Origin of the sequence: Rhizobium sp. 25PS6 (genome assembly GCF_032464655.1) — a bacterium.
Taxonomy (GTDB): Bacteria; Pseudomonadota; Alphaproteobacteria; order Rhizobiales; family Rhizobiaceae; genus Rhizobium; species Rhizobium laguerreae.
In genome coordinates this window covers 16,126-34,123 of the sequence record NZ_JAWDIV010000011.1, presented here as the reverse complement: position 1 = coordinate 34,123, position 17,998 = coordinate 16,126, and the positions used below count along the sequence as shown (strand labels likewise).

Genomic DNA, 17,998 nt, shown 5'->3' with positions numbered 1-17,998 from the left:
CCCGCTGAAATATGTAGCGCGGGTTGCGGCGGGTTCAAAGTGCTCTTGAATGCGATGGCTCATCCAATTGCGAGAGAGCTTCCTCCCGGCGAAAGGCTTCGGGGCTCTTGCCCATCCATTTGCGGAAGGCTCGGAAGAAGGCGCTCGGCTCGGAATAGCCGAGTTGCACGGCAATCTCGCCGATGGTCTTCGGCGTGTTCAGCAGCAGTTCGACGGCGAGATCCCGGCGGATGTCGTCCTTGATGGCGGCATAGCTTTGTCCCTCGTCGCGCAGGCGGTGACGGAGAGTGGAGGGCGGCATGCGCATATCGGCGGCAAGCTCGGCAAAACTCCGCCACATGGCAGGCGTTGCCTGGTTCAAGCGCCGGCGGATGGCGGCGGCGATGCCGGCATCATAGCGGTAGCGCACAAGAATATTGGCGGGCGCGCCGCGGAGGAACTGTTTGAGCGCCTGTTCGCTGCGCGCCACCGGCAGATCCAGCAAGGCGCTGTCGAATCCGAGACGGCTGACCGGTTGCGAGAAACGCACTGGTGCACCGAAGAACAGCCGGTAGTCGGCGCCTTGTTTGGGCTCGGCGCAGCGGAAATCGACGAGGCGGATCGGAATGCGCCGGCCGACCAGCCAACAGATGATGCCGTGCAGGATGATCCAGTAGGTGCGGTAGGCGAAGGCCGAACGCGGGCCGCCGGCATCGCTGAGCTCGATCTCGGCCAGACCGTCGCGGATGACGAGCCGTCCTCGGGGGTCGTCGAGCACGACATCGAGGAAGCGTAGCGCCCGGCGTAGCGCATGACCCAGCGTCGGCGCATGCAGCACGGAGTGGCAGAGCAGCGTGAAGCTGCCGCTGCGCATCGGTCGGCCCCCCATGCCGAAGAATTCATCGTCGAGTTCGGCGGCGATCGCCAGCCAGAGCGCGCCATAGGTCTCTGCCGAAACCGGCTGATCGACCGGGGATGCCAGGCCGACGTGGGCAAGAATAGGCTCTATCGGCTTATCCAGCCGCCGCAGACTGTCGAGTGCCTCCTCGACAAAGGCCGGTGCAATCATGCGTCGCTCGACTTCGGCCATCGCGCCCTCTCTATGGCAAAACTGTCCGAAATAATGGAGCAGTTCTGTCATCGCTTGCAATAGGCCGACGGAATAGAATCCTCTCATTCGGCTGAGCCTGGAGGAGGCGCGGCCGGTAGGGAGGAACAGATTCATGCTGATCCGAGGTGCGAGTTTCATCGTGACCGGCGGCGGCTCTGGCCTCGGCGCGGCGACGGCGCGCATGCTTGTGGAGGCGGGCGGACGGGTGACAATCGCCGATCTCAACGCGGAAGCCGGTCAAGATATCGTCCGGGTATTCGGAAGCGATGCCCGTTTCGTCAGGGCCGACGTGACCGATGGCGAGGAGGGGGCGGCGGTGGTTGCCGCTGCCGTCGAAGCCTTTGGCGGCTTGCGCGGATTGGTGAATTGCGCAGGTGTGGCGCCGGCCGAAAAGGTGATCGGCCGCGACGGACCGCACCGGCTGGAGAGTTTTGCGCGCACGGTCGGCATCAATCTCATCGGCACGTTCAACATGATCCGGCTGGCCGCCGCAGCGATCCAGACTACCGAGCCGGATGCGGAAGGCGAACGCGGCGTTATCGTCAATACGGCCTCGGTTGCCGCCTTCGACGGCCAGATCGGTCAGGCAGCCTATGCCGCCTCCAAGGGCGGGGTGGTGGCGATGACCTTGCCGATCGCCCGCGAGCTTGCCCGTCACGGCATTCGCGTTGTGTCGATCGCTCCGGGCATTTTCGAGACGCCGATGATGGCTGATATGCCGGCCGAAGTTCAGGCAGCGCTCGGCAAGAGCGTGCCCTTTCCGCCACGGCTCGGCCGGCCAGCGGAATTTGCCGGGCTGGTACGCCATATCTTGGAAAACAACATGCTGAACGGCGAGGTCATCCGCCTCGACGGCGCATTGCGGATGGGCGCGCGCTGAGCGCGTTGCCCAGAGGAGGAAACATGACATTGCAGGATCCCATCGTTATCGTCGGTGCAGCGCGCACCCCGATCGGCAGCTTTCAGGGAGAGCTGAAGGAGGCGACGGCGCCCGAACTCGGAGCAACCGCGATCCGAACGGCGCTTGAGCGCAGCCGCGTCGAGGCCGAGGCGATCGAGGAGGTCGTCTTCGGCTGCGTGTTGTCGGCCGGCCAAGGGCAGGCACCGGCGCGCCAGGCGGCGATCTACGCCGGCCTGCCCTTCGCGACGGCGGCCAGCACCGTCAACAAGATGTGTGGCTCAGGCATGAAGGCCGTGATGATCGCGCATGACCTGATCGCCGCCGGCAGCGCTTCCGTGGCAGTTGCAGGCGGCATGGAAAGCATGACGAATGCGCCCTATCTTCTTGACAAGGCCCGTGGCGGCTACAGGCTCGGCCATGGGCGTGTCGTGGATCACATGTTCCTCGACGGGCTGGAGGATGCTTATGACAAGGGGCGCTTGATGGGCAGCTTCGCGGAGGATTGCGCCGAGGCCTATCAGTTCACGCGCGAGGCGCAGGATAGCTACGCCATCACCTCGCTGACGCGGGCGCAGAAGGCGATTGCCGAAGGCTGTTTCGAAAGCGAGATCGCGCCGGTTACGGTGAAATCGGGCAGAGTCGAGCAGGTGGCGAGCCGCGATGAACAACCCGGCAAGGCGAAGCTAGATAAGATTCCGACGCTTAAGGCCGCCTTCCGCGACGGCGGCACGGTGACCGCCGCCAATTCCAGCTCGATTTCCGATGGCGCTGCCGCCCTGGTGCTGATGCGCCGCTCCGAGGCGGAGCGCCGCGGCCTCAAGCCGCTTGCGACGATCATCGGCCATGCCACGCATTCGCAGGCGCCCAATCTTTTCGCCACGGCGCCGATCGGCGCGCTGCAGAAGCTGTCCGATCGCACCGGCTTGCCGCTGTCGGAGGTCGATCTGTTCGAAATCAACGAGGCTTTCGCCGTCGTCGCCATGGCGGCGATGCGCGATCTCGATCTGCCGCATGAAAAGGTGAATGTGCATGGCGGCGCTTGTGCGCTCGGCCATCCGATCGGCGCCTCGGGGGCGCGGATTCTGGTGACGCTGCTTGCCGCACTGGAGCGATACGACCTGAAGCGCGGCATGGCCGCGCTCTGCATCGGCGGCGGCGAGGCGACGGCTGTCGCCATCGAGCGGCACGAGCGGGGAGGGCAGAACAGATGATCCTTTCCGACCTCCAGCAGCAAATCTCAGATCTCGCCCGCGACTTTGCCCGCGACCGGTTGGCGCCGGGGGCGGCCAAACGCGACCGGGAGCATCTCTTCCCGCGCGAGGAATTGAAGGAAATGGGTGAACTCGGGCTGCTCGGCATGCTGGTGCCGGAAGCCTATGGCGGGTCGGATACCGGTGTGGTCGCCTATGCCGCGGCACTCGAGGAGATTGCCGCCGGCGACGGACCCTGTTCGACGATCATGAGCGTGCATAGCTCCGTCGGTTGTGTGCCGATCCTGAAATTCGGTACCGAGGAGCAGCGGCAGCGCTTCCTGCCGAAACTGGCCAGCGGCGAATGGATTGGCGGCTTTGCGCTGACCGAGCCGCAGGCCGGTTCCGATGCCTCCAACCTGAAGACCCGGGCGCGGCGTGACGGCGATCACTACGTGCTCGACGGCTCCAAGCAATTCATCACCTCGGGAAAGAACGGTCATGTCATCATCGTCTTTGCCGTCACCGATCCCGATGTCGGCAAGAAGGGTATCACCGCCTTCATCGTGCCGACCGATACGCCGGGCTACGAGGTGATCCGCGTCGAGGAAAAACTTGGGCTGCATTCCTCCGATACCTGCCAGATCGCCTTCAACAGCATGCGCATCCCGGCAGAACTCAGGCTCGGTGCGGAAGGTGAAGGTTATCGCATCGCGCTCGCCAATCTCGAGGGTGGGCGGATCGGCATTGCAGCGCAGGCGGTCGGCATGGCGCGGGCGGCCTTCGAGGCGGCGCGCGACTACGCCAAAGAGCGTACGGCCTTCGGCAAGCCGATCGTCGAGCATCAGGCCGTTGCGTTCCGCCTTGCCGATATGGCGGTGCGGATCGAGGCGGCGCGGCAGCTCGTTTTTCATGCTGCCTCCCTCAGGGAAGCCGGACTGCCATGCCTGTCGGAAGCCTCGATGGCGAAGCTCTTTGCCTCCGAAATGGCCGAGCGCGTCTGCTCCGATGCGATCCAGATCCATGGCGGCTATGGCTACATGGCCGATTATCCGGTCGAGCGCATCTATCGCGATGTGCGCATCTGCCAGATCTATGAAGGAACAAGTGACGTGCAGCGCATGGTGATTGCCCGCAATCTATAGAACCACATCCGGCCCTGCTTCCGGAGGAGGGGAGCAAGGCCGGCAAAGGGAGGAAAGAAAAAACATGGTGGATTCCGCTCGTTTGAGCCTGCACGTCCCCGAACCCGCCGTCCGCCCGGGCGGTCAGCCCGATTTTTCCAACGTGAAGATTGCCAAGGCGGGTTCCGTGCCGCGGCCGGAGGTGGATGTCGCGTCCGAAGATATCCGTGACCTCGCCTATTCCATCATCCGCGTTTTGAACCGCGAGGGCGAGGCGGTCGGCCCCTGGGCTGGGTCGCTCTCCGATGAGGCGTTGCTGACCGGGCTTCGCAACATGATGAAGCTGCGCGCCTTCGACGCCCGCATGCTGATGGCGCAGCGGCAGGGCAAGACCTCCTTCTACATGCAGCATCTCGGCGAAGAGGCCGTTAGCTGCGCCTTTCGCAAGGCGCTCGAGAAGGGAGACATGAATTTCCCGACCTATCGCCAGGCCGGCCTGCTGATTGCCGACGACTATCCGATGGTCGAGATGATGAACCAGATCTACTCGAACGAGAGCGATCCGCTGCGCGGCCGGCAACTGCCGATCATGTATTCCTCCAAGGAGCACGGCTTCTTCACCATCTCGGGCAATCTCGCTACCCAATATGTGCAGGCTGTCGGCTGGGCGATGGCTTCGGCGATCAAGAACGACAGCCGCATTGCCGCGGCCTGGATCGGCGACGGATCGACGGCGGAATCGGATTTCCACTCGGCGCTCGTTTTCGCCTCGACCTACAAGGCGCCTGTTATTCTCAACATTGTCAACAATCAGTGGGCGATCTCCACCTTCCAGGGCATTGCCCGCGGCGGCTCCGGCACCTTCGCGGCGCGGGGCCTCGGCTTCGGCATTCCGGCGCTGCGTGTCGACGGAAACGACTATCTCGCCGTCCATGCCGTCGCCTACTGGGCGGCCGAGCGCGCGCGGCGCAATCTCGGCCCGACGCTGATCGAATATGTGACCTATCGCGTCGGTGCGCATTCGACCTCCGACGATCCGAGCGCCTATCGGCCCAAGACGGAATCGGAGGCCTGGCCGCTCGGCGATCCCGTGCTGCGGCTGAAGAAACATCTGATCGTCAAGGGCGCTTGGTCGGAGGAGCGGCATGTGCAGGCCGAAGCCGAAATCATGGACGAGGTGATCGAGGCGCAGCGCCAGGCAGAGGCGCATGGCACGCTGCATGCCGGCGGCAGGCCCTCGGTGCGCGACATTTTCGAGGGCGTATATGCCGAGATGCCGCCGCATATCCGCCGCCAGCGACAGAAGGCGGGGTACTGACATGGCCAGAATGACGATGATCGAGGCCGTGCGCAGCGCCATGGACGTCTCGATGGCACGTGACGACAATGTCGTCGTTTTCGGCGAGGATGTCGGTTATTTCGGCGGCGTCTTTCGCAGCACACAGGGCCTGCAGGCAAAATACGGCAGAACGCGCTGCTTCGATACGCCGATCAGCGAATCCGGCATCGTCGGCACGGCGATCGGCATGGCGGCCTATGGGCTGAAGCCCTGTGTCGAAATCCAGTTCGCCGATTACATGTATCCCGCCTATGACCAGCTGACGCAGGAGGCGGCGCGTATCCGCTACCGTTCCAACGGCGATTTCACCTGCCCGATCGTCGTGCGTATGCCGACCGGCGGCGGTATCTTCGGCGGCCAGACACACAGCCAGAGCCCGGAGGCGCTTTTTACCCATGTCTGCGGGCTGAAAGTGATCGTGCCGTCCAATCCCTATGACGCCAAAGGCTTGCTGATCGCGGCGATCGAGGATCCAGACCCCGTGATGTTCCTGGAGCCCAAGCGCCTCTATAACGGCCCCTTCGACGGCCATCACGAGCGGCCGGTGACGCCCTGGTCGAAACACGACCTCGGAGAGGTGCCCGATGGCCATTACACCATCCCGATCGGCAAGGCCGAAGTGCGGCGTGCCGGATCGGCGGTGACGGTGGTTGCCTACGGCACCATGGTGCATGTGGCGCTTGCTGCGGCCGAGGATGACGGCATCGATGCCGAGGTGATCGATCTCAGAAGCCTGCTGCCGCTCGATCTCGATACGATCGTCAAATCGGTCTCGAAGACGGGACGTTGCGTCGTCGTGCATGAGGCAACTCTGACGTCCGGCTTCGGCGCCGAAGTCGCGGCGCTGGTACAGGAAAATTGCTTCTATCATCTCGAAGCGCCGGTCGTGCGCGTTGCCGGCTGGGATACGCCCTATCCGCATGCGCAGGAGTGGGACTATTTCCCCGGTCCCGGCCGTGTTGGGCGGGCGCTTGCCGAAGTCATGGAGGCCTGAGCCATGGGCGAATTCATCATCAAGATGCCCGATGTCGGGGAAGGGGTCGCCGAGGCCGAGATCGTAGAATGGCATGTGAAGACGGGAGATTCCGTCCGCGAGGACATGGTGATCGCCGCCGTCATGACCGACAAGGCCACTGTGGAAATTCAGTCTCCCGTCAATGGTACCGTCATCTGGCTTGCCGGCGAGGTCGGAGACCGTATCGCGGTCAAGGCCCCGCTGGTGCGGATCGAGACGGCGGGAGATGTCGGAGAGGCGCAGCCCGTAGGGATTTCGCAGACGCCGATTGCCGAAACGCCCAAGGCCGAGATTGCAAAACCTGCTGCGGCAGCGCCTGCGGCGCCAGTGCCGGCGGCAACACCAGCGGAAAAGCCGCTTGCCGCTCCCTCCGTGCGGCTCTTCGCCAGGGAGAGCGGTGTCGATCTCAGGCAGGTGCAGGCGACCGGACCGGCCGGGCGCATCCTGCGCGAGGATATTGAGCAATTCCTGACCCATGGGACCGCGCCTGCAACGGCAAAGAACGGCTTTGCCAGGAGGACGGCGACCGAGGAGATCAAGCTGACCGGCCTGCGCCGCCGCATCGCCGAGAAGATGGTGCTTTCCGCCTCGCGCATCCCCCACATCACCTATGTGGAAGAAGTGGATATGTCCGCGCTCGAGGAGTTGCGCGCCACGATGAACGGCGATCACAGGTCGGGCCATCCGAAGCTGACGGTTCTGCCCTTCCTGATGCGGGCGCTGGTCAAGGCCATTTCCGAGCAGCCCGACGTCAACGCCACTTTCGACGACGATGCCGGCATCATCACGCGCTACAGTGCCGTGCATATCGGCATCGCCACGCAGACGCCGGCCGGCCTGACCGTTCCGGTGGTGCGGCATGCCGAAGCCCGCGGCATCTGGGATTGCGCCGCCGAGATGAACCGGCTGGCGGAAGCGGCGCGATCGGGTACTGCGACACGCGATGAGCTTTCCGGCTCCACCATCACCATCAGTTCGCTCGGTGCGCTTGGCGGCATCGTCTCGACACCCATCATCAATCATCCCGAAGTGGCGATCGTCGGCGTCAACAAGATCGCCACGCGACCGGTCTGGGACGGCGCGCAGTTCGTGCCGCGCAAGATGATGAACCTCTCCTCCAGCTTCGATCATCGCATCATCGACGGCTGGGATGCGGCAAACTTCGTGCAGCGCATCCGAACGCTGCTCGAAACGCCGGCGCTCATTTTTATCGAAGGCTGAGATCCATGAAAGAGATCGTCTGCAAGCTCCTCGTCATCGGCGCCGGTCCGGGCGGTTATGTCTGCGCCATCCGCGCCGGACAACTCGGCATCGATACCGTCATCGTCGAGGCTGGCAAGCCGGGCGGCACCTGCCTGACGGTCGGCTGCATTCCCTCCAAGGCGCTGATCCATGCGGCGGAGGAATTCGACGCGACGCAAAAGATGCTTGCCGGGAAAAACCCGATGGGCATCCGAGTCGAAGGCGCCTCGATCGACCTCATGAGGACGATTGCCTGGAAGGACGGGATCGTCGGCCGCTTGACCAGCGGTGTTTCGGGGCTGCTGCAGAAGGCGCGCGTCAAGATCGTCCACGGCCACGCCCACTTCCGCGACGGCAAGACGGTGGAGGTGGAGACGGAAATTGGCCAGCAGATCATCCGCGCGGAGACGGTGGTGATCGCCACCGGTTCGGATCCGGTGGAGCTTGCGAACCTGCCTTTCGGCGGCCGCGTCATTTCCTCGACAGAGGCGCTGTCGCTGATGGATCTGCCAAAAAAGCTCGTTGTGGTCGGTGGCGGTTATATCGGGCTGGAGCTCGGGACCGCCTTTGCCAAGATGGGGTCTGATGTGACGGTCGTCGAGGCGACGCCGCAGGTGCTGCCGCAATATGATGCCGAACTGGTGCGGCCCGTCATGCGCAAGCTGACCGAAGGCGGTATCCGGGTGTTGACGGGTGCGAAGGCAATCGGCCTTGCCGACAATGGCGAGGCATTGATCGTCGAAACGCCGGATGGCCGGCGTGAGACCCTGCCGGCGGACCGCATCCTCGTCACCGTCGGCCGCCGCCCAAGAACCGCAGGATCCGGTCTCGAAGAGCTCGATCTCGATCGTGCCGGTCCCTATCTCCGGATCGACGACCGTTGCCGCACCTCGATGCGCGGCATCTATGCGATCGGAGACGTAACCGGCGAGCCGATGCTTGCCCATCGGGCCATGGCGCAAGGGGAGATGGTGGCGGAAATCATCGCCGGAAAGAAGCGCGCCTGGGACAAAAGATGCATTCCCGCCATCTGCTTTACCGACCCGGAGATCGTCAGCGCCGGCCTGTCGCCGGCCGACGCGAAGGCGCAAGGCTATGAAATTCGCACCGGCCAGTTTCCGTTCAGCGCCAACGGACGGGCAATGACGATGCTGTCCGAAGAGGGCTTCGTGCGCGTCGTGGCCCGCGCCGACACCAACCTCGTGCTCGGCCTGCAGGCGGTGGGAGCCGGGGTCTCCGAACTCTCGGCGGCTTTTGCGCTCGCCATCGAGATGGGCGCGCGCCTGGAAGACATCGCCGGCACCATCCACGCGCATCCGACCCGCAGCGAAGCGGTCATGGAGGCGGCGCTGAAAGCTTTGGGAAGCGCTCTGCATATCTGAGTTCAAGCGCTTTCGGCGTCCTGGGCCAGTTTTGAGTTCGCTCCAGCGGTTTTTTTAAGATGCTCCCCGATTTTTGGGCCAGCGGGAGCTGGAATTTTCGGGGTTATGGCTCAGCTCGGCGAGGGTGCCAATGAGTCGTTCATTAGCGAGATCGGCACCTTGTTGCCGATCGCGCCATGTGGCCGAACCTCATTGTAGTCTCTACGCCAATCCTCCATCCTTCGTGGGCATCCGCAAGGGTCAGGAACCAGTGCTGGTTCAGGCATTCGGCTCCTGCTGCTCGGCGATCGCCCCTTCGGCCGCGGCTGCAAACAATGGCAGTAGTTCGTCGCGCATTGACGTCGATATCGCAAATTCGTCAATGCGTTCTCAGCCCCTGAATGGATCAGCCTCAAATGCAAGTCCAGGTCAAGCGCTGTGACACTGAACACCTCTGGCGCCTTGCAGCGGTTCAGGGCATCTTATGATGGCTGAAAATTATGTTTATGGCAGTTGGAGGAATGCCGATGCGCTGCTTTACCGTGCTTGGACCCTCGCAGACCGGAAAATCAACCGTCGTGGAAAAGCTCGGCTCCCTGGAGGGAGCGCCGAGAAAATCCAGGTCCCCTTATGGATTGAACCTCACAGAATTCACCTTTGGAAACGAGGCGTGGTGTGCGCTGGATGCGCCAGGACCCAACGAAGCGTTGGTGCATGCACAGCACGCGCTTCTTGCCAGCGACGCCTGCATCCTGTGCGTTTCATCGGCACCCGAGGAGGCTGTGCTCGCCGCGCCCTATCTGCGGATAGTCGAAGCCTCGGGGACGCCGTGCATCCTCTTCGTCAACCGAATGGACGAACCGAGAGGGCGGCTGAGGGACGTGATCGCCGCGCTTCAAGACTACGCCAACCACACGCTTTTGCTTCGCCAGATCCCGATCCGCGAGGGAGACCGGATCATAGGCAGTTGCGATCTGATTTCGGAACGGGCGTGGCGCTACCGGGAAGGCCAGACTTCGGCGCTGATCGCAATCCCCGAAAGCGCCGCCGAGCGCGAGCACGAAGCGCGCAGCGAGCTCCTGGAACACCTGTCCGAATTCGATGACTGGCTTCTCGAGGAACTGGTCGAAGATCGCGAGCCGCCCAGCGACGCCCTCTATGCCATTTCATCGCGGGTTCTCAGGGAAAACAGGATTATTCCGGTCCTGATCGGTGCCGCAAGTCACGGCAACGGCATGATGAGGCTGATGAAGGCGCTGCGCCACGAGGCGCCGCCGGTAGGGGTTCTTCGACAGCGCCTGGCTCGCGATGTCGATGAAAACAAGCTGACCGCCGTGAGCTTCCATGCCTATCATCGTCAGAATATCGGGAAGACGGTGCTGGTGCGTGCGTTTGGTGAGGGACTGCGGCAAGGCGCATTACTGGGCGGCTCCAGCCTCGGCGCCGTGCAGGATCCCGCAAACGGACGGTCCAGCTCGGCGATCGTGCCTGCACCGGGGGATGTCTTCGCAACAGTCAAGTCCGACCACTTGCCCGTCCCGTCGCTGTTGACATCACACGCGCCGGTCGCCTCGCCCGAATGGACCGAGCCACCTACGCCGATGCTCGAAAGGATCCTGGTCCCGGGCAGCGAACGCGATGAAAACAAGCTCTCCGAAACGCTGGCAAAACTTTCCGAGACGGATCGCGGTCTTGTCGTTTTGCAGGAGGAAGGCACGGGCGCCCAGCTCATCCGCGCCCAGGGCCCGGTACATCTGCGCGATCTCTGCCGAACCCTGTCCGACGTCTTCCACATCGACGTAGCCGATCGAATGCCCAGCCCGATCTACCGCGAGACAATCGCGAAGCCGTCCGAGGTTCACTACCGGCATCGCAAACAGACCGGCGGTGCCGGGCAATTCGCGGATGTGAAGCTGAGCATTCGCCCCAACGAGCGCGGCCGGGGCTTCACCTTCAGCGAAACCGTCAAGGGTGGCGTCGTTCCGCGCAACTACATCCCTGCCGTCGAAGCAGGCGCGCGCGAAGCGATGGAGAAAGGACCGCTCGGCTTCCAGGTCATCGATGTCGGCGTAACGCTGTTCGATGGTCAGTACCATGCCGTCGACAGTTCGGAACACGCCTTCAGGACTGCGTCGAAAATGGGAGTGCGACAGGCGCTTTCCGAAGGGTCGGCCGTTTTAATGCAACCGGTCTTCCGCAGCGAAATTCACATTCCGTCGATCTATTCCGGCAGCCTCGTCCAGATCGTCTCCGCTCTCAAGGGTCAGGTTCTCGGCTTCGACCGGGATGAAACCGCTAAGGGATGGGACATCTTCCGCGCACTTATTCCGGGCGGCGCACTTGACGATCTGGCGCGGGCGCTGCGCTCGGCGACGCAGGGCATTGGTTACTTTTCCAAGACCTTCGATCACTTCGAGGAGCTATACGGCAAGGAAGCGGACGCCATCGTGAGGGCACACGAGGAACCAGGCGTCGCACACTGAAACGTTCGCGCCACTTCATGCTCGTTCGCAGAGCCGGGCTCACGGCCGCCCTTACGTGCCTGGAACGTTTGCAGTTGTAGTAGCACAGGCCCGCGGTTGGGGCTTGCTTCGGGGAGGAGCGAGGTCGATAGTGCCGAGATCACAACGGCAGTGGCCGACAGTTCGGACCGTCTATATCCAGTGACCACCGGCGTCTCTCGCGAAGATCGCCCGCAAGTACCCGGATATCCCCCGGTCCATTCCCCCTGAAGCGCTATGGCCTCCCACTGGAATCCTCGGCGACTTTCGAATCCATAGCGGAATGATACCCAGTGCGGAGAACGTCGCCGATCTGCTGGGAGCACGATGCTCGGGAAGTGTCATCAGCGGTCCGTCTGATCAATTATTAGCTTTTTCCCGCTTCCTTGCGTTTGAACGCGCCTCGCCGACGCATAACCCTATAACTCATGCCGACGGAGGAGACGCGATCGCCAATCCGTCGCCACGTGGATCATGCGCGCCGGTCGCCATGCCGTCCTCGTCGATAACGATCACACCTGCCTGCCCTGCGAGCGGGCTCTGCGCCTCGATCGGTGACAGCACGTGGCCTCGTGCGGCCAGTTCGGCAAGTACAGCTTCGCCGGCGTCGCTTTCCAGCTTCAGGGTGTCGCGGCTGTCGGAAAAGGTCTTGCCGAGAAGAAAGCGCGGACCGGCCAGCGCGGCTGCCGGTTCCTCGTCGAAGTCGATCAGCCGGGTCAGCAGCATTGCCAGCGTCTGCGGCTGGCCGTCGGCGCCCTGCGTGCCGTAGAGCAGGGCGGGCTTGCCGTTGCGCAGGCCGAGGCCGGGATTCAGAGTATAGAAAGGCCGTTTGCCGGGTGCGATGGCATTGACATGCTTGGGATCGGACGAAAAGGCGGCCCCGCGGTTCTGCCAGAGAATACCCGTATCGCCGACCACTACGCCGCTGCCCCAGTCGAAATAGGTGCTCTGCAAGACGCTGACGCTGCCGCCCTCTGCGTCGGTTGCGGCAAAGAACACGGTGTCGCCGCTGCGAAAGGGCGCCGGCCATTCGAGCGCTCGTGCTGGATCAATGGAGGCTGCCGCCTGCGCAAGATGCTGCGCGCTCAGCCATTCCTCCACCGGCTGCGGCACGAGATCGGGATCGGCAATGCCGCCGCGGTCGAGGAAGGCGCGTTTGACGGCTTCGACGCAGAGATGGAGATGATCGGCGCTGCCGGCCGTTTGGCTGGCAAGATCGAAATGGGCGAGAATGCCCATGATCGCCAGTGTCGACAGACCCTGTGTCGGCGGCGGTGGCGCAAGCAGCTCGAAGCCGCGATAGGAGAGGCTGATCGGCGCGACCTCGCGCGTTCGGGTCGCCTTGAGATCGTCGGCAGTCAGCGGAGAACCCGCCGTCTGCAGCCCTCCCGCAATGCTCGTTCCGAGCTCGCCGTCGTAGAAGGAGCGCGGTCCGTCACGGGCAATCAGCGAAAGCGACAGCGCCAAATTCTCTTGTCGAAACAGACTGCCTGTTTCCGGCGCCGCGCCATCCGGCATGAAGAGTGCGGTAAAACCCGGCCAGCCGGCCGCCTCCTCTTGCCGGAAGGCAAGCCAGAAGCTCTGCGAGCGCGTAATAGGAAAGCCCTCTTCCGCGTGGCGGATCGCATTGGCAAGCAAGACGGAAAAATCGATCTTTCCGCCCCAGTGTCGCGCGGAATAGTCATACGCGTGCCGCCACGCATCGACGGCGCAGGCCGAGGTCAGCGCCGAAAGCGGCCCGCGCAGCGGAATGTTGCCGCCGAAATCCGGCAATTTCCGCGCCGCCTGGCCGATGCCAAGAAAACATGTTTTCCGCCCGCTGCGATCAGCAACGATCCAGACGGAATCGCCCCCAAGACCGCAGAAATGCGGATAGACGACGGCAATGGTGCTGCCGATGGCGATCGCAGCTTCCAGCGCATTGCCGCCGGCTCGCAGGATCGCCGCGCCTGCCTCGCTCGCCAGCGCATGCGGGCTTGTTATCATGCCGCCGCGCCCGGCTGCCTGTCTCGTGGAATCCCGTTCTGGCGGTGTTGTCACGCTCAAATCTCGCTGGATCTATGGCCTGTAAAGCGCGCGATAGGTCCGATAACCCCGATCATAAACCGCTGCATTGTCGGCGTCGGGGACGATTCTGTCACCTTGGCCGACAAAGGCGGTCACACCGGACCAATCCTTGGTCAAGCCCGCACCGATCGCCGCGGCCCAGGCGACACCGAGGCAGGAGCCGGGATGGCCGGTGAGACCCTGCAGTGGCTGCTGCAGCACGTCGGAAACGATCTGCATCCAGATGCGGCTCTGCGAACCCCCGTCGGAAACGATGAAACGCGTCGTCGGATGGCCGATGTCGTTCAGCACGTCGATATGATGGCGCAGCGCATAGGCGTAGGCTTCCAGCATCGCCCGCCAGAGATGGCCGATATGATGCGACAGAGTCAGCCCGTCAATCAGGCCGCGCGCACCGGCATCATGGATCGGCGTCTTCTCGCCGAGGAAGTAAGGCAGGATCGTCAGCCCGTCCGCGCCGGGCGCGCATGCCGCCGCCAGCCGATCGAGATAGTGGTGCACGGATATTCCCTCCGCCTTTGCCGCGATCTGCTCGCGTCCGGCGAAGGTGCTGATGAACCAGTTGAGCCCCGAGCCGCCGGTCGACATGCAGCCGTTCGGCATGTAAAGCCCCGGAACCAGATGATAATCGAGAAACATGCGACGATCGGGCCGCACGACATCTGTTGCCGTCAGGATATCGACGGCACCCCCGAATTTCAGCAGCACGTCGCCCGCCTTGTTGATCCCTGCACCGAAGGCCGAGGCGATCATGTCGGCCGCCCCGCCGATAACAGGCGTTCCGGGTGCGAGCCCCGTCGCCTTGGCCGCCTCGTTGGTCAGATGGCCAAGCACCTCATGCGAAGCGGCCTTCCTCGGAATGGCGTCCCGGCGCACTCTGGCAAGCCCGATCAGTTCGTCGTCGAGCCTGTCGGTATTGATATCGACGAAGCCAGCTTCCAGCGCCCAGTTCTGCTCGATGGCCTTTTCGCCGGTCAGCTTCCAGTTTATGAAATCATAGGACCCCATGACCGTGGCAATGCGCTCGAAAACAGTAGGCTCATGCCGGGCGATCCAGCGCAGCTTCGCCGTCACCAGCTGCTGGTTGATGCCGTTTCCCGCCTTCGCGAGAAAATCCGCCTCATTCCACTCGGCCCTAAGTTCCTCGACCTCCTCACCACAACGCCCGTCGCTCTGCTGGATGCTCGGCCTCAGCACGTAGCCGGCGTCATCGAGCAACACGACGGTCGGCAGCATGCCGGTTACACCGACGGCCGAGATTTGCCCGGGCTCGATCCCGGTCGTTGCAATCAGTTCCCTGGTGATCTCACAGACATTCGCCCACCATTCCGCCGGGTCTTCCTCGGCCCAGCTATGCTGCGGCGAATGAAGCGTCGATGGTCGTGAAGTGAGGCCGAGCACGCGGTTCGGCAGCTCGATCAAGATGCCGATGGTGGAGGTGGTGCCGATATCGAGGCCGAGCGTGATGGACATGGCAATTCCTCTCGTTCAGCGCAGCGCCTCGACGATCTCCATGAAGCGCTTTACCCGGTCGCCGTCGACCGGGTTCCAGGTATTACCGTCCACCTTGAAATGCGTACCGATGATGACGCCGCTGGCAACGCTCAATATGTCGCGCACATTGTCCTTGTTGACGCCGGTATTGGCAAAGACGGGGACATCACTGACTGTCTCGCAAACGCGCCTGAGGTCCGATTGATCGACCGCCTGTCCGGTCAGCGGTCCCGACACCAGGATGGCATCGGCGAGCGAGGAGAACACGGCGCTTTTCGCCCTGAGTTCGATCGGTCGCTGGTCCAGCGAATGGGCAAATTCAGCGTTGATGTTGAAGAGCATCTTCATCTCGTCGCGGCCGAGGCTGTGTCGCAGCCGCGCCGCCTTGGCGCAATCCGGCTGCCAGATGCCCATGTCGGAGGCGAAGACGCCGGTGAAGATCTCGCGAACGAAGCTCGCGCCCGTCACTGCGCCGATCGCAACGCTTGCCGAGGGATCCCAGAGATAGTTGACGCCGAACGGCACGGTCAGTTGCGGTTTCACCCGCTCGATGATCGCGGTCATCGCCGCCAGCCCTTCCGGCGGCGCCTGGAAGACGTAGGGCCGGTCGTTCTCGTTGCCGAACATGATGGCGTCGACGCCGCCCGCCTGCAGCTTCTCGATGTCGGAAAGCACGTCGTCGACGAGCTTGTTCACGCCGGCGGCGGCGTCATAGGCGGGCGAGCCTGGCAGGGCTCCGATATGCGCCATCGCGATGACCGCCTTCTTCTTGACGCCAAAAAAGTCGAAGACCATGCGGGAACTCCCTGAAGCGAAATCGAGTGGAACAGTCATCCGCCGGGGGACGGATGCGGGAAAGGGCAAATCAAAGCATCGGCTGCTCCTCGGGCGCAATGCGCACATCGACCCCAGCGGCGGCGAGCGCATCGGCAAGATCGGCCGGCGGCATGGCATCGGTGATCAGCATGTCAAATTGCTGCAGCGGCGCGATATGCACCAGCGACATACGCTTGAACTTGGTGGAATCGCAAAGCACCACCTTCTGCGTGGCGCGGCGCAGATAGACCCGCTTCATGTCGGTGTCCTCGAAGGAATAGTCGTAAATTCCCTGCGCCGTAATCCCGGACACGCCGACGAAGGCGATGTCGAACCAGAGTTCCTCGAATTGCGAAACGGCCGATTGGCTGCTAATCGCCATTTCCTCGCCACGCATGCGCCCGCCAGGCAGGTAGATCTCGCCAAAGCCGGTGCCGAGTTGCATGGCGTTGCGTACGCCGTTGGTGAAGATCTTGGTACGCGGCTGGTTGAGCAGCAGGCCGGACAGCAGATAGGTCGTGGTGCCGACGTCGAGTGCCAGGGTGCGTGCTCCGGCGGCAACGCCTGCCGCCGCCATCGCGATGGTCCGCTTGGCGGCGGCATTGCGCGTCAGCCGGGATTCGAAAGTCGGCTCCTCGCGGTCGACAGCCTCGTTGGCGATCGGCTCGAAGGCCTTGCCGCTGCGCACCGCGCCGCCATGGGTGCGCACCAGCCTGCCATCCTTTTCGAGTTCGATCAGGTCGCGGCGGACGGTCATTTCGGAAACGGCAAGCTGGGAGGCGACATCGCTGACGGAGACCGCGCCTTTGCGGGCCAGTGTCTCCAGGATGCGCGCATGCCGCACCTGGGCCAGAACCTTCGGTTTTTCCGCTGCGGCGACCATCTGCTGTTCCGCGTCCATGATACGGTTTTCATCCTCCCGCCGTCGCAACTCGTGGCTACGATTGTCTGATTGTTGCTCCCTATGTATCGAATGACTCGAACAAATTCAAACATAAATTTTTCTTGTTGTGTATGATTTTGTTGTTATATGATCGGTGATGTTTCCAGTCGATGAGGGCGAACATGCAGTCTCCGAGCTTTCCAGAACTATCCGGCAAGCGTGCGATCGTAACCGGAGGGGCGACTGGGATAGGGCGCGCGATCGCGACCGCGCTCTCCCGCCAGTCAATCCAGGTGGCGATCTGCGACATCAACCTGGCGGCGGCCGAACAGACGGCGGCCGAGATCGGCAACGGCGCCACTGCCTATGCGATCGACGTTCGCAAGCGCACCTCCGTCGAGGCGACCTTTTCCGAGGTGGTCGAGAGGACAGGCGGTTACGAGATCCTCTGCGCCAATGCTGGTGTCTCCACGATGCAGCATGCGCTGGAACTGACCGACGAGGAGTGGGACTATAATTTCGATGTCAACATTCGCGGCATCTTCCTGACCAACCAGATTGCTGCTCGCCGTTTCACGAGCACCGGCACCGGCGTCATCGTCAACACCGCCTCGCTTGCCGCAAAGATCGGCGCACCGTTGCTGGCTCATTATTCCGCCAGCAAGTTTGCCGTGCTCGGCTGGACACAGGCGCTCGCCCGCGAGCTCGCAGCTTCAGGCGTTCGCGTCAACGCCGTCTGCCCCGGTTTCGTCAAGACCGGCATGCAGGAGCGCGAGATCGCCTGGGAGGCGAGCCTGCGCGGCGTCACGCCCGAACGCGTCGTTGCGGATTATATCGCCCAGACGCCGCTCGGCCGGCTGGAAACGCCTGAAGACGTGGCCGATGTCGTCGTTTTCCTCTGCTCGAATTCGGCCCGCTTCATGACCGGGCAGGGCGTCAACGTCACCGGCGGCGTCTACACGACCTGACCCGTCC

The 17,998-nt window shown here is 63.2% G+C and carries 14 protein-coding genes and 1 pseudogene; 9 read left to right on the top strand and 6 right to left on the bottom strand.

Annotation, left to right across the window (positions count from 1 at the left end; genetic code table 11):
• Nucleotides 1-34: 34 nt before the first annotated feature.
• A complete protein-coding gene (locus RWK44_RS17050; RefSeq protein ID WP_222011505.1) occupies nucleotides 35-1,120 on the bottom strand; it encodes an AraC family transcriptional regulator in 1,086 nt (361 codons plus the stop codon).
• A gap of 82 nt (nucleotides 1,121-1,202) precedes the next feature.
• Between RWK44_RS17050 and RWK44_RS17045 the strand changes: the two genes are divergently transcribed.
• From RWK44_RS17045 to lpdA, 7 genes are all read left to right on the top strand, one after another.
• Nucleotides 1,203-1,970, top strand: coding sequence for a 3-hydroxyacyl-CoA dehydrogenase (locus RWK44_RS17045; RefSeq protein ID WP_316029140.1), 768 nt, complete (start codon nucleotides 1,203-1,205; stop codon nucleotides 1,968-1,970).
• Nucleotides 1,971-1,993: 23 nt separating this feature from the next.
• Nucleotides 1,994-3,202, top strand: a complete 1,209-nt coding sequence (locus RWK44_RS17040; RefSeq protein WP_316029139.1) for an acetyl-CoA C-acyltransferase — start codon at nucleotides 1,994-1,996, stop codon at nucleotides 3,200-3,202.
• Nucleotides 3,199-4,326 (top strand): acyl-CoA dehydrogenase family protein, encoded by a 1,128-nt coding sequence (locus RWK44_RS17035; RefSeq protein ID WP_168282519.1) that lies wholly within the window; start codon nucleotides 3,199-3,201, stop codon nucleotides 4,324-4,326. Before RWK44_RS17040 ends, RWK44_RS17035 begins: the two co-directional genes overlap by 4 nt.
• A 64-nt stretch (nucleotides 4,327-4,390) precedes the next feature.
• Complete coding sequence (locus tag RWK44_RS17030; RefSeq protein ID WP_128449449.1) at nucleotides 4,391-5,623, top strand: thiamine pyrophosphate-dependent enzyme; 1,233 nt, start codon at nucleotides 4,391-4,393, stop codon at nucleotides 5,621-5,623.
• 1 nt (nucleotide 5,624) lies between these two features.
• Nucleotides 5,625-6,638: an alpha-ketoacid dehydrogenase subunit beta gene (locus tag RWK44_RS17025; RefSeq protein WP_316029138.1), complete on the top strand. Its 1,014-nt coding sequence runs from the start codon at nucleotides 5,625-5,627 to the stop codon at nucleotides 6,636-6,638.
• A 3-nt stretch (nucleotides 6,639-6,641) separates the two neighbouring features.
• Nucleotides 6,642-7,880 carry a dihydrolipoamide acetyltransferase family protein gene (locus RWK44_RS17020; RefSeq protein WP_222414326.1) on the top strand — a complete coding sequence of 413 codons (1,239 nt, stop codon included), beginning with the start codon at nucleotides 6,642-6,644 and terminating at the stop codon, nucleotides 7,878-7,880.
• A 5-nt stretch (nucleotides 7,881-7,885) separates the two neighbouring features.
• Nucleotides 7,886-9,283, top strand: coding sequence for a dihydrolipoyl dehydrogenase (lpdA, locus tag RWK44_RS17015; RefSeq protein ID WP_316029137.1), 1,398 nt, complete (start codon nucleotides 7,886-7,888; stop codon nucleotides 9,281-9,283).
• Between the two features lie 110 nt (nucleotides 9,284-9,393).
• Here lpdA and RWK44_RS17010 read toward each other — a convergent pair.
• Nucleotides 9,394-9,554 (bottom strand): annotated as a pseudogene (locus tag RWK44_RS17010) (integrase core domain-containing protein); the annotation flags it as partial.
• 235 nt (nucleotides 9,555-9,789) lie between these two features.
• Between RWK44_RS17010 and RWK44_RS17005 the strand changes: the two are divergent.
• The gene (locus RWK44_RS17005) at nucleotides 9,790-11,745 is read left to right on the top strand and encodes an elongation factor G (protein WP_222062050.1); all 1,956 of its coding nucleotides are present in this window, start codon (nucleotides 9,790-9,792) and stop codon (nucleotides 11,743-11,745) included.
• 444 nt (nucleotides 11,746-12,189) lie between these two features.
• Here the strand turns inward: RWK44_RS17005 and RWK44_RS17000 are convergent, their stop codons facing one another.
• The 4 genes from RWK44_RS17000 to RWK44_RS16985 all read right to left on the bottom strand — a co-directional run bounded on the left by RWK44_RS17000 (nucleotide 12,190) and on the right by RWK44_RS16985 (nucleotide 17,041).
• Nucleotides 12,190-13,749: a gamma-glutamyltransferase family protein gene (locus tag RWK44_RS17000; protein ID WP_316029136.1), complete on the bottom strand. Its 1,560-nt coding sequence runs from the start codon at nucleotides 13,747-13,749 to the stop codon at nucleotides 12,190-12,192.
• 72 nt (nucleotides 13,750-13,821) lie between these two features.
• Nucleotides 13,822-15,303 (bottom strand): FGGY-family carbohydrate kinase, encoded by a 1,482-nt coding sequence (locus RWK44_RS16995; RefSeq protein WP_168328705.1) that lies wholly within the window; start codon nucleotides 15,301-15,303, stop codon nucleotides 13,822-13,824.
• A 15-nt stretch (nucleotides 15,304-15,318) separates the two neighbouring features.
• Nucleotides 15,319-16,119 (bottom strand): BtpA/SgcQ family protein, encoded by an 801-nt coding sequence (locus RWK44_RS16990; RefSeq protein WP_131665747.1) that lies wholly within the window; start codon nucleotides 16,117-16,119, stop codon nucleotides 15,319-15,321.
• Nucleotides 16,120-16,189: 70 nt separating this feature from the next.
• On the bottom strand, nucleotides 16,190-17,041 hold the full coding sequence (locus tag RWK44_RS16985; protein ID WP_131665748.1) for a DeoR/GlpR family DNA-binding transcription regulator: 852 nt from the start codon (nucleotides 17,039-17,041) through the stop codon (nucleotides 16,190-16,192).
• A gap of 164 nt (nucleotides 17,042-17,205) precedes the next feature.
• Between RWK44_RS16985 and RWK44_RS16980 the strand changes: the two genes are divergently transcribed.
• Nucleotides 17,206-17,991, top strand: coding sequence for an SDR family NAD(P)-dependent oxidoreductase (locus tag RWK44_RS16980; RefSeq protein ID WP_026264733.1), 786 nt, complete (start codon nucleotides 17,206-17,208; stop codon nucleotides 17,989-17,991).
• Nucleotides 17,992-17,998 lie beyond the last annotated feature (7 nt).

Excerpts from the sequence above, each read along its gene's own strand:
- RWK44_RS17050 (WP_222011505.1), bottom strand. The coding sequence starts at position 1,120 with ATGACAGAACTGCTCCATTATTTCGGACAGTTTTGCCATAGAGAGGGC.
- RWK44_RS17045 (WP_316029140.1), top strand. The coding sequence starts at position 1,203 with ATGCTGATCCGAGGTGCGAGTTTCATCGTGACCGGCGGCGGCTCTGGC.
- RWK44_RS17040 (WP_316029139.1), top strand. The coding sequence starts at position 1,994 with ATGACATTGCAGGATCCCATCGTTATCGTCGGTGCAGCGCGCACCCCG.
- RWK44_RS17035 (WP_168282519.1), top strand. The coding sequence starts at position 3,199 with ATGATCCTTTCCGACCTCCAGCAGCAAATCTCAGATCTCGCCCGCGAC.
- RWK44_RS17030 (WP_128449449.1), top strand. The coding sequence starts at position 4,391 with ATGGTGGATTCCGCTCGTTTGAGCCTGCACGTCCCCGAACCCGCCGTC.
- RWK44_RS17025 (WP_316029138.1), top strand. The coding sequence starts at position 5,625 with ATGGCCAGAATGACGATGATCGAGGCCGTGCGCAGCGCCATGGACGTC.
- RWK44_RS17020 (WP_222414326.1), top strand. The coding sequence starts at position 6,642 with ATGGGCGAATTCATCATCAAGATGCCCGATGTCGGGGAAGGGGTCGCC.
- lpdA (WP_316029137.1), top strand. The coding sequence starts at position 7,886 with ATGAAAGAGATCGTCTGCAAGCTCCTCGTCATCGGCGCCGGTCCGGGC.
- RWK44_RS17005 (WP_222062050.1), top strand. The coding sequence starts at position 9,790 with ATGCGCTGCTTTACCGTGCTTGGACCCTCGCAGACCGGAAAATCAACC.
- RWK44_RS17000 (WP_316029136.1), bottom strand. The coding sequence starts at position 13,749 with ATGATAACAAGCCCGCATGCGCTGGCGAGCGAGGCAGGCGCGGCGATC.
- RWK44_RS16995 (WP_168328705.1), bottom strand. The coding sequence starts at position 15,303 with ATGTCCATCACGCTCGGCCTCGATATCGGCACCACCTCCACCATCGGC.
- RWK44_RS16990 (WP_131665747.1), bottom strand. The coding sequence starts at position 16,119 with ATGGTCTTCGACTTTTTTGGCGTCAAGAAGAAGGCGGTCATCGCGATG.
- RWK44_RS16985 (WP_131665748.1), bottom strand. The coding sequence starts at position 17,041 with ATGGACGCGGAACAGCAGATGGTCGCCGCAGCGGAAAAACCGAAGGTT.
- RWK44_RS16980 (WP_026264733.1), top strand. The coding sequence starts at position 17,206 with ATGCAGTCTCCGAGCTTTCCAGAACTATCCGGCAAGCGTGCGATCGTA.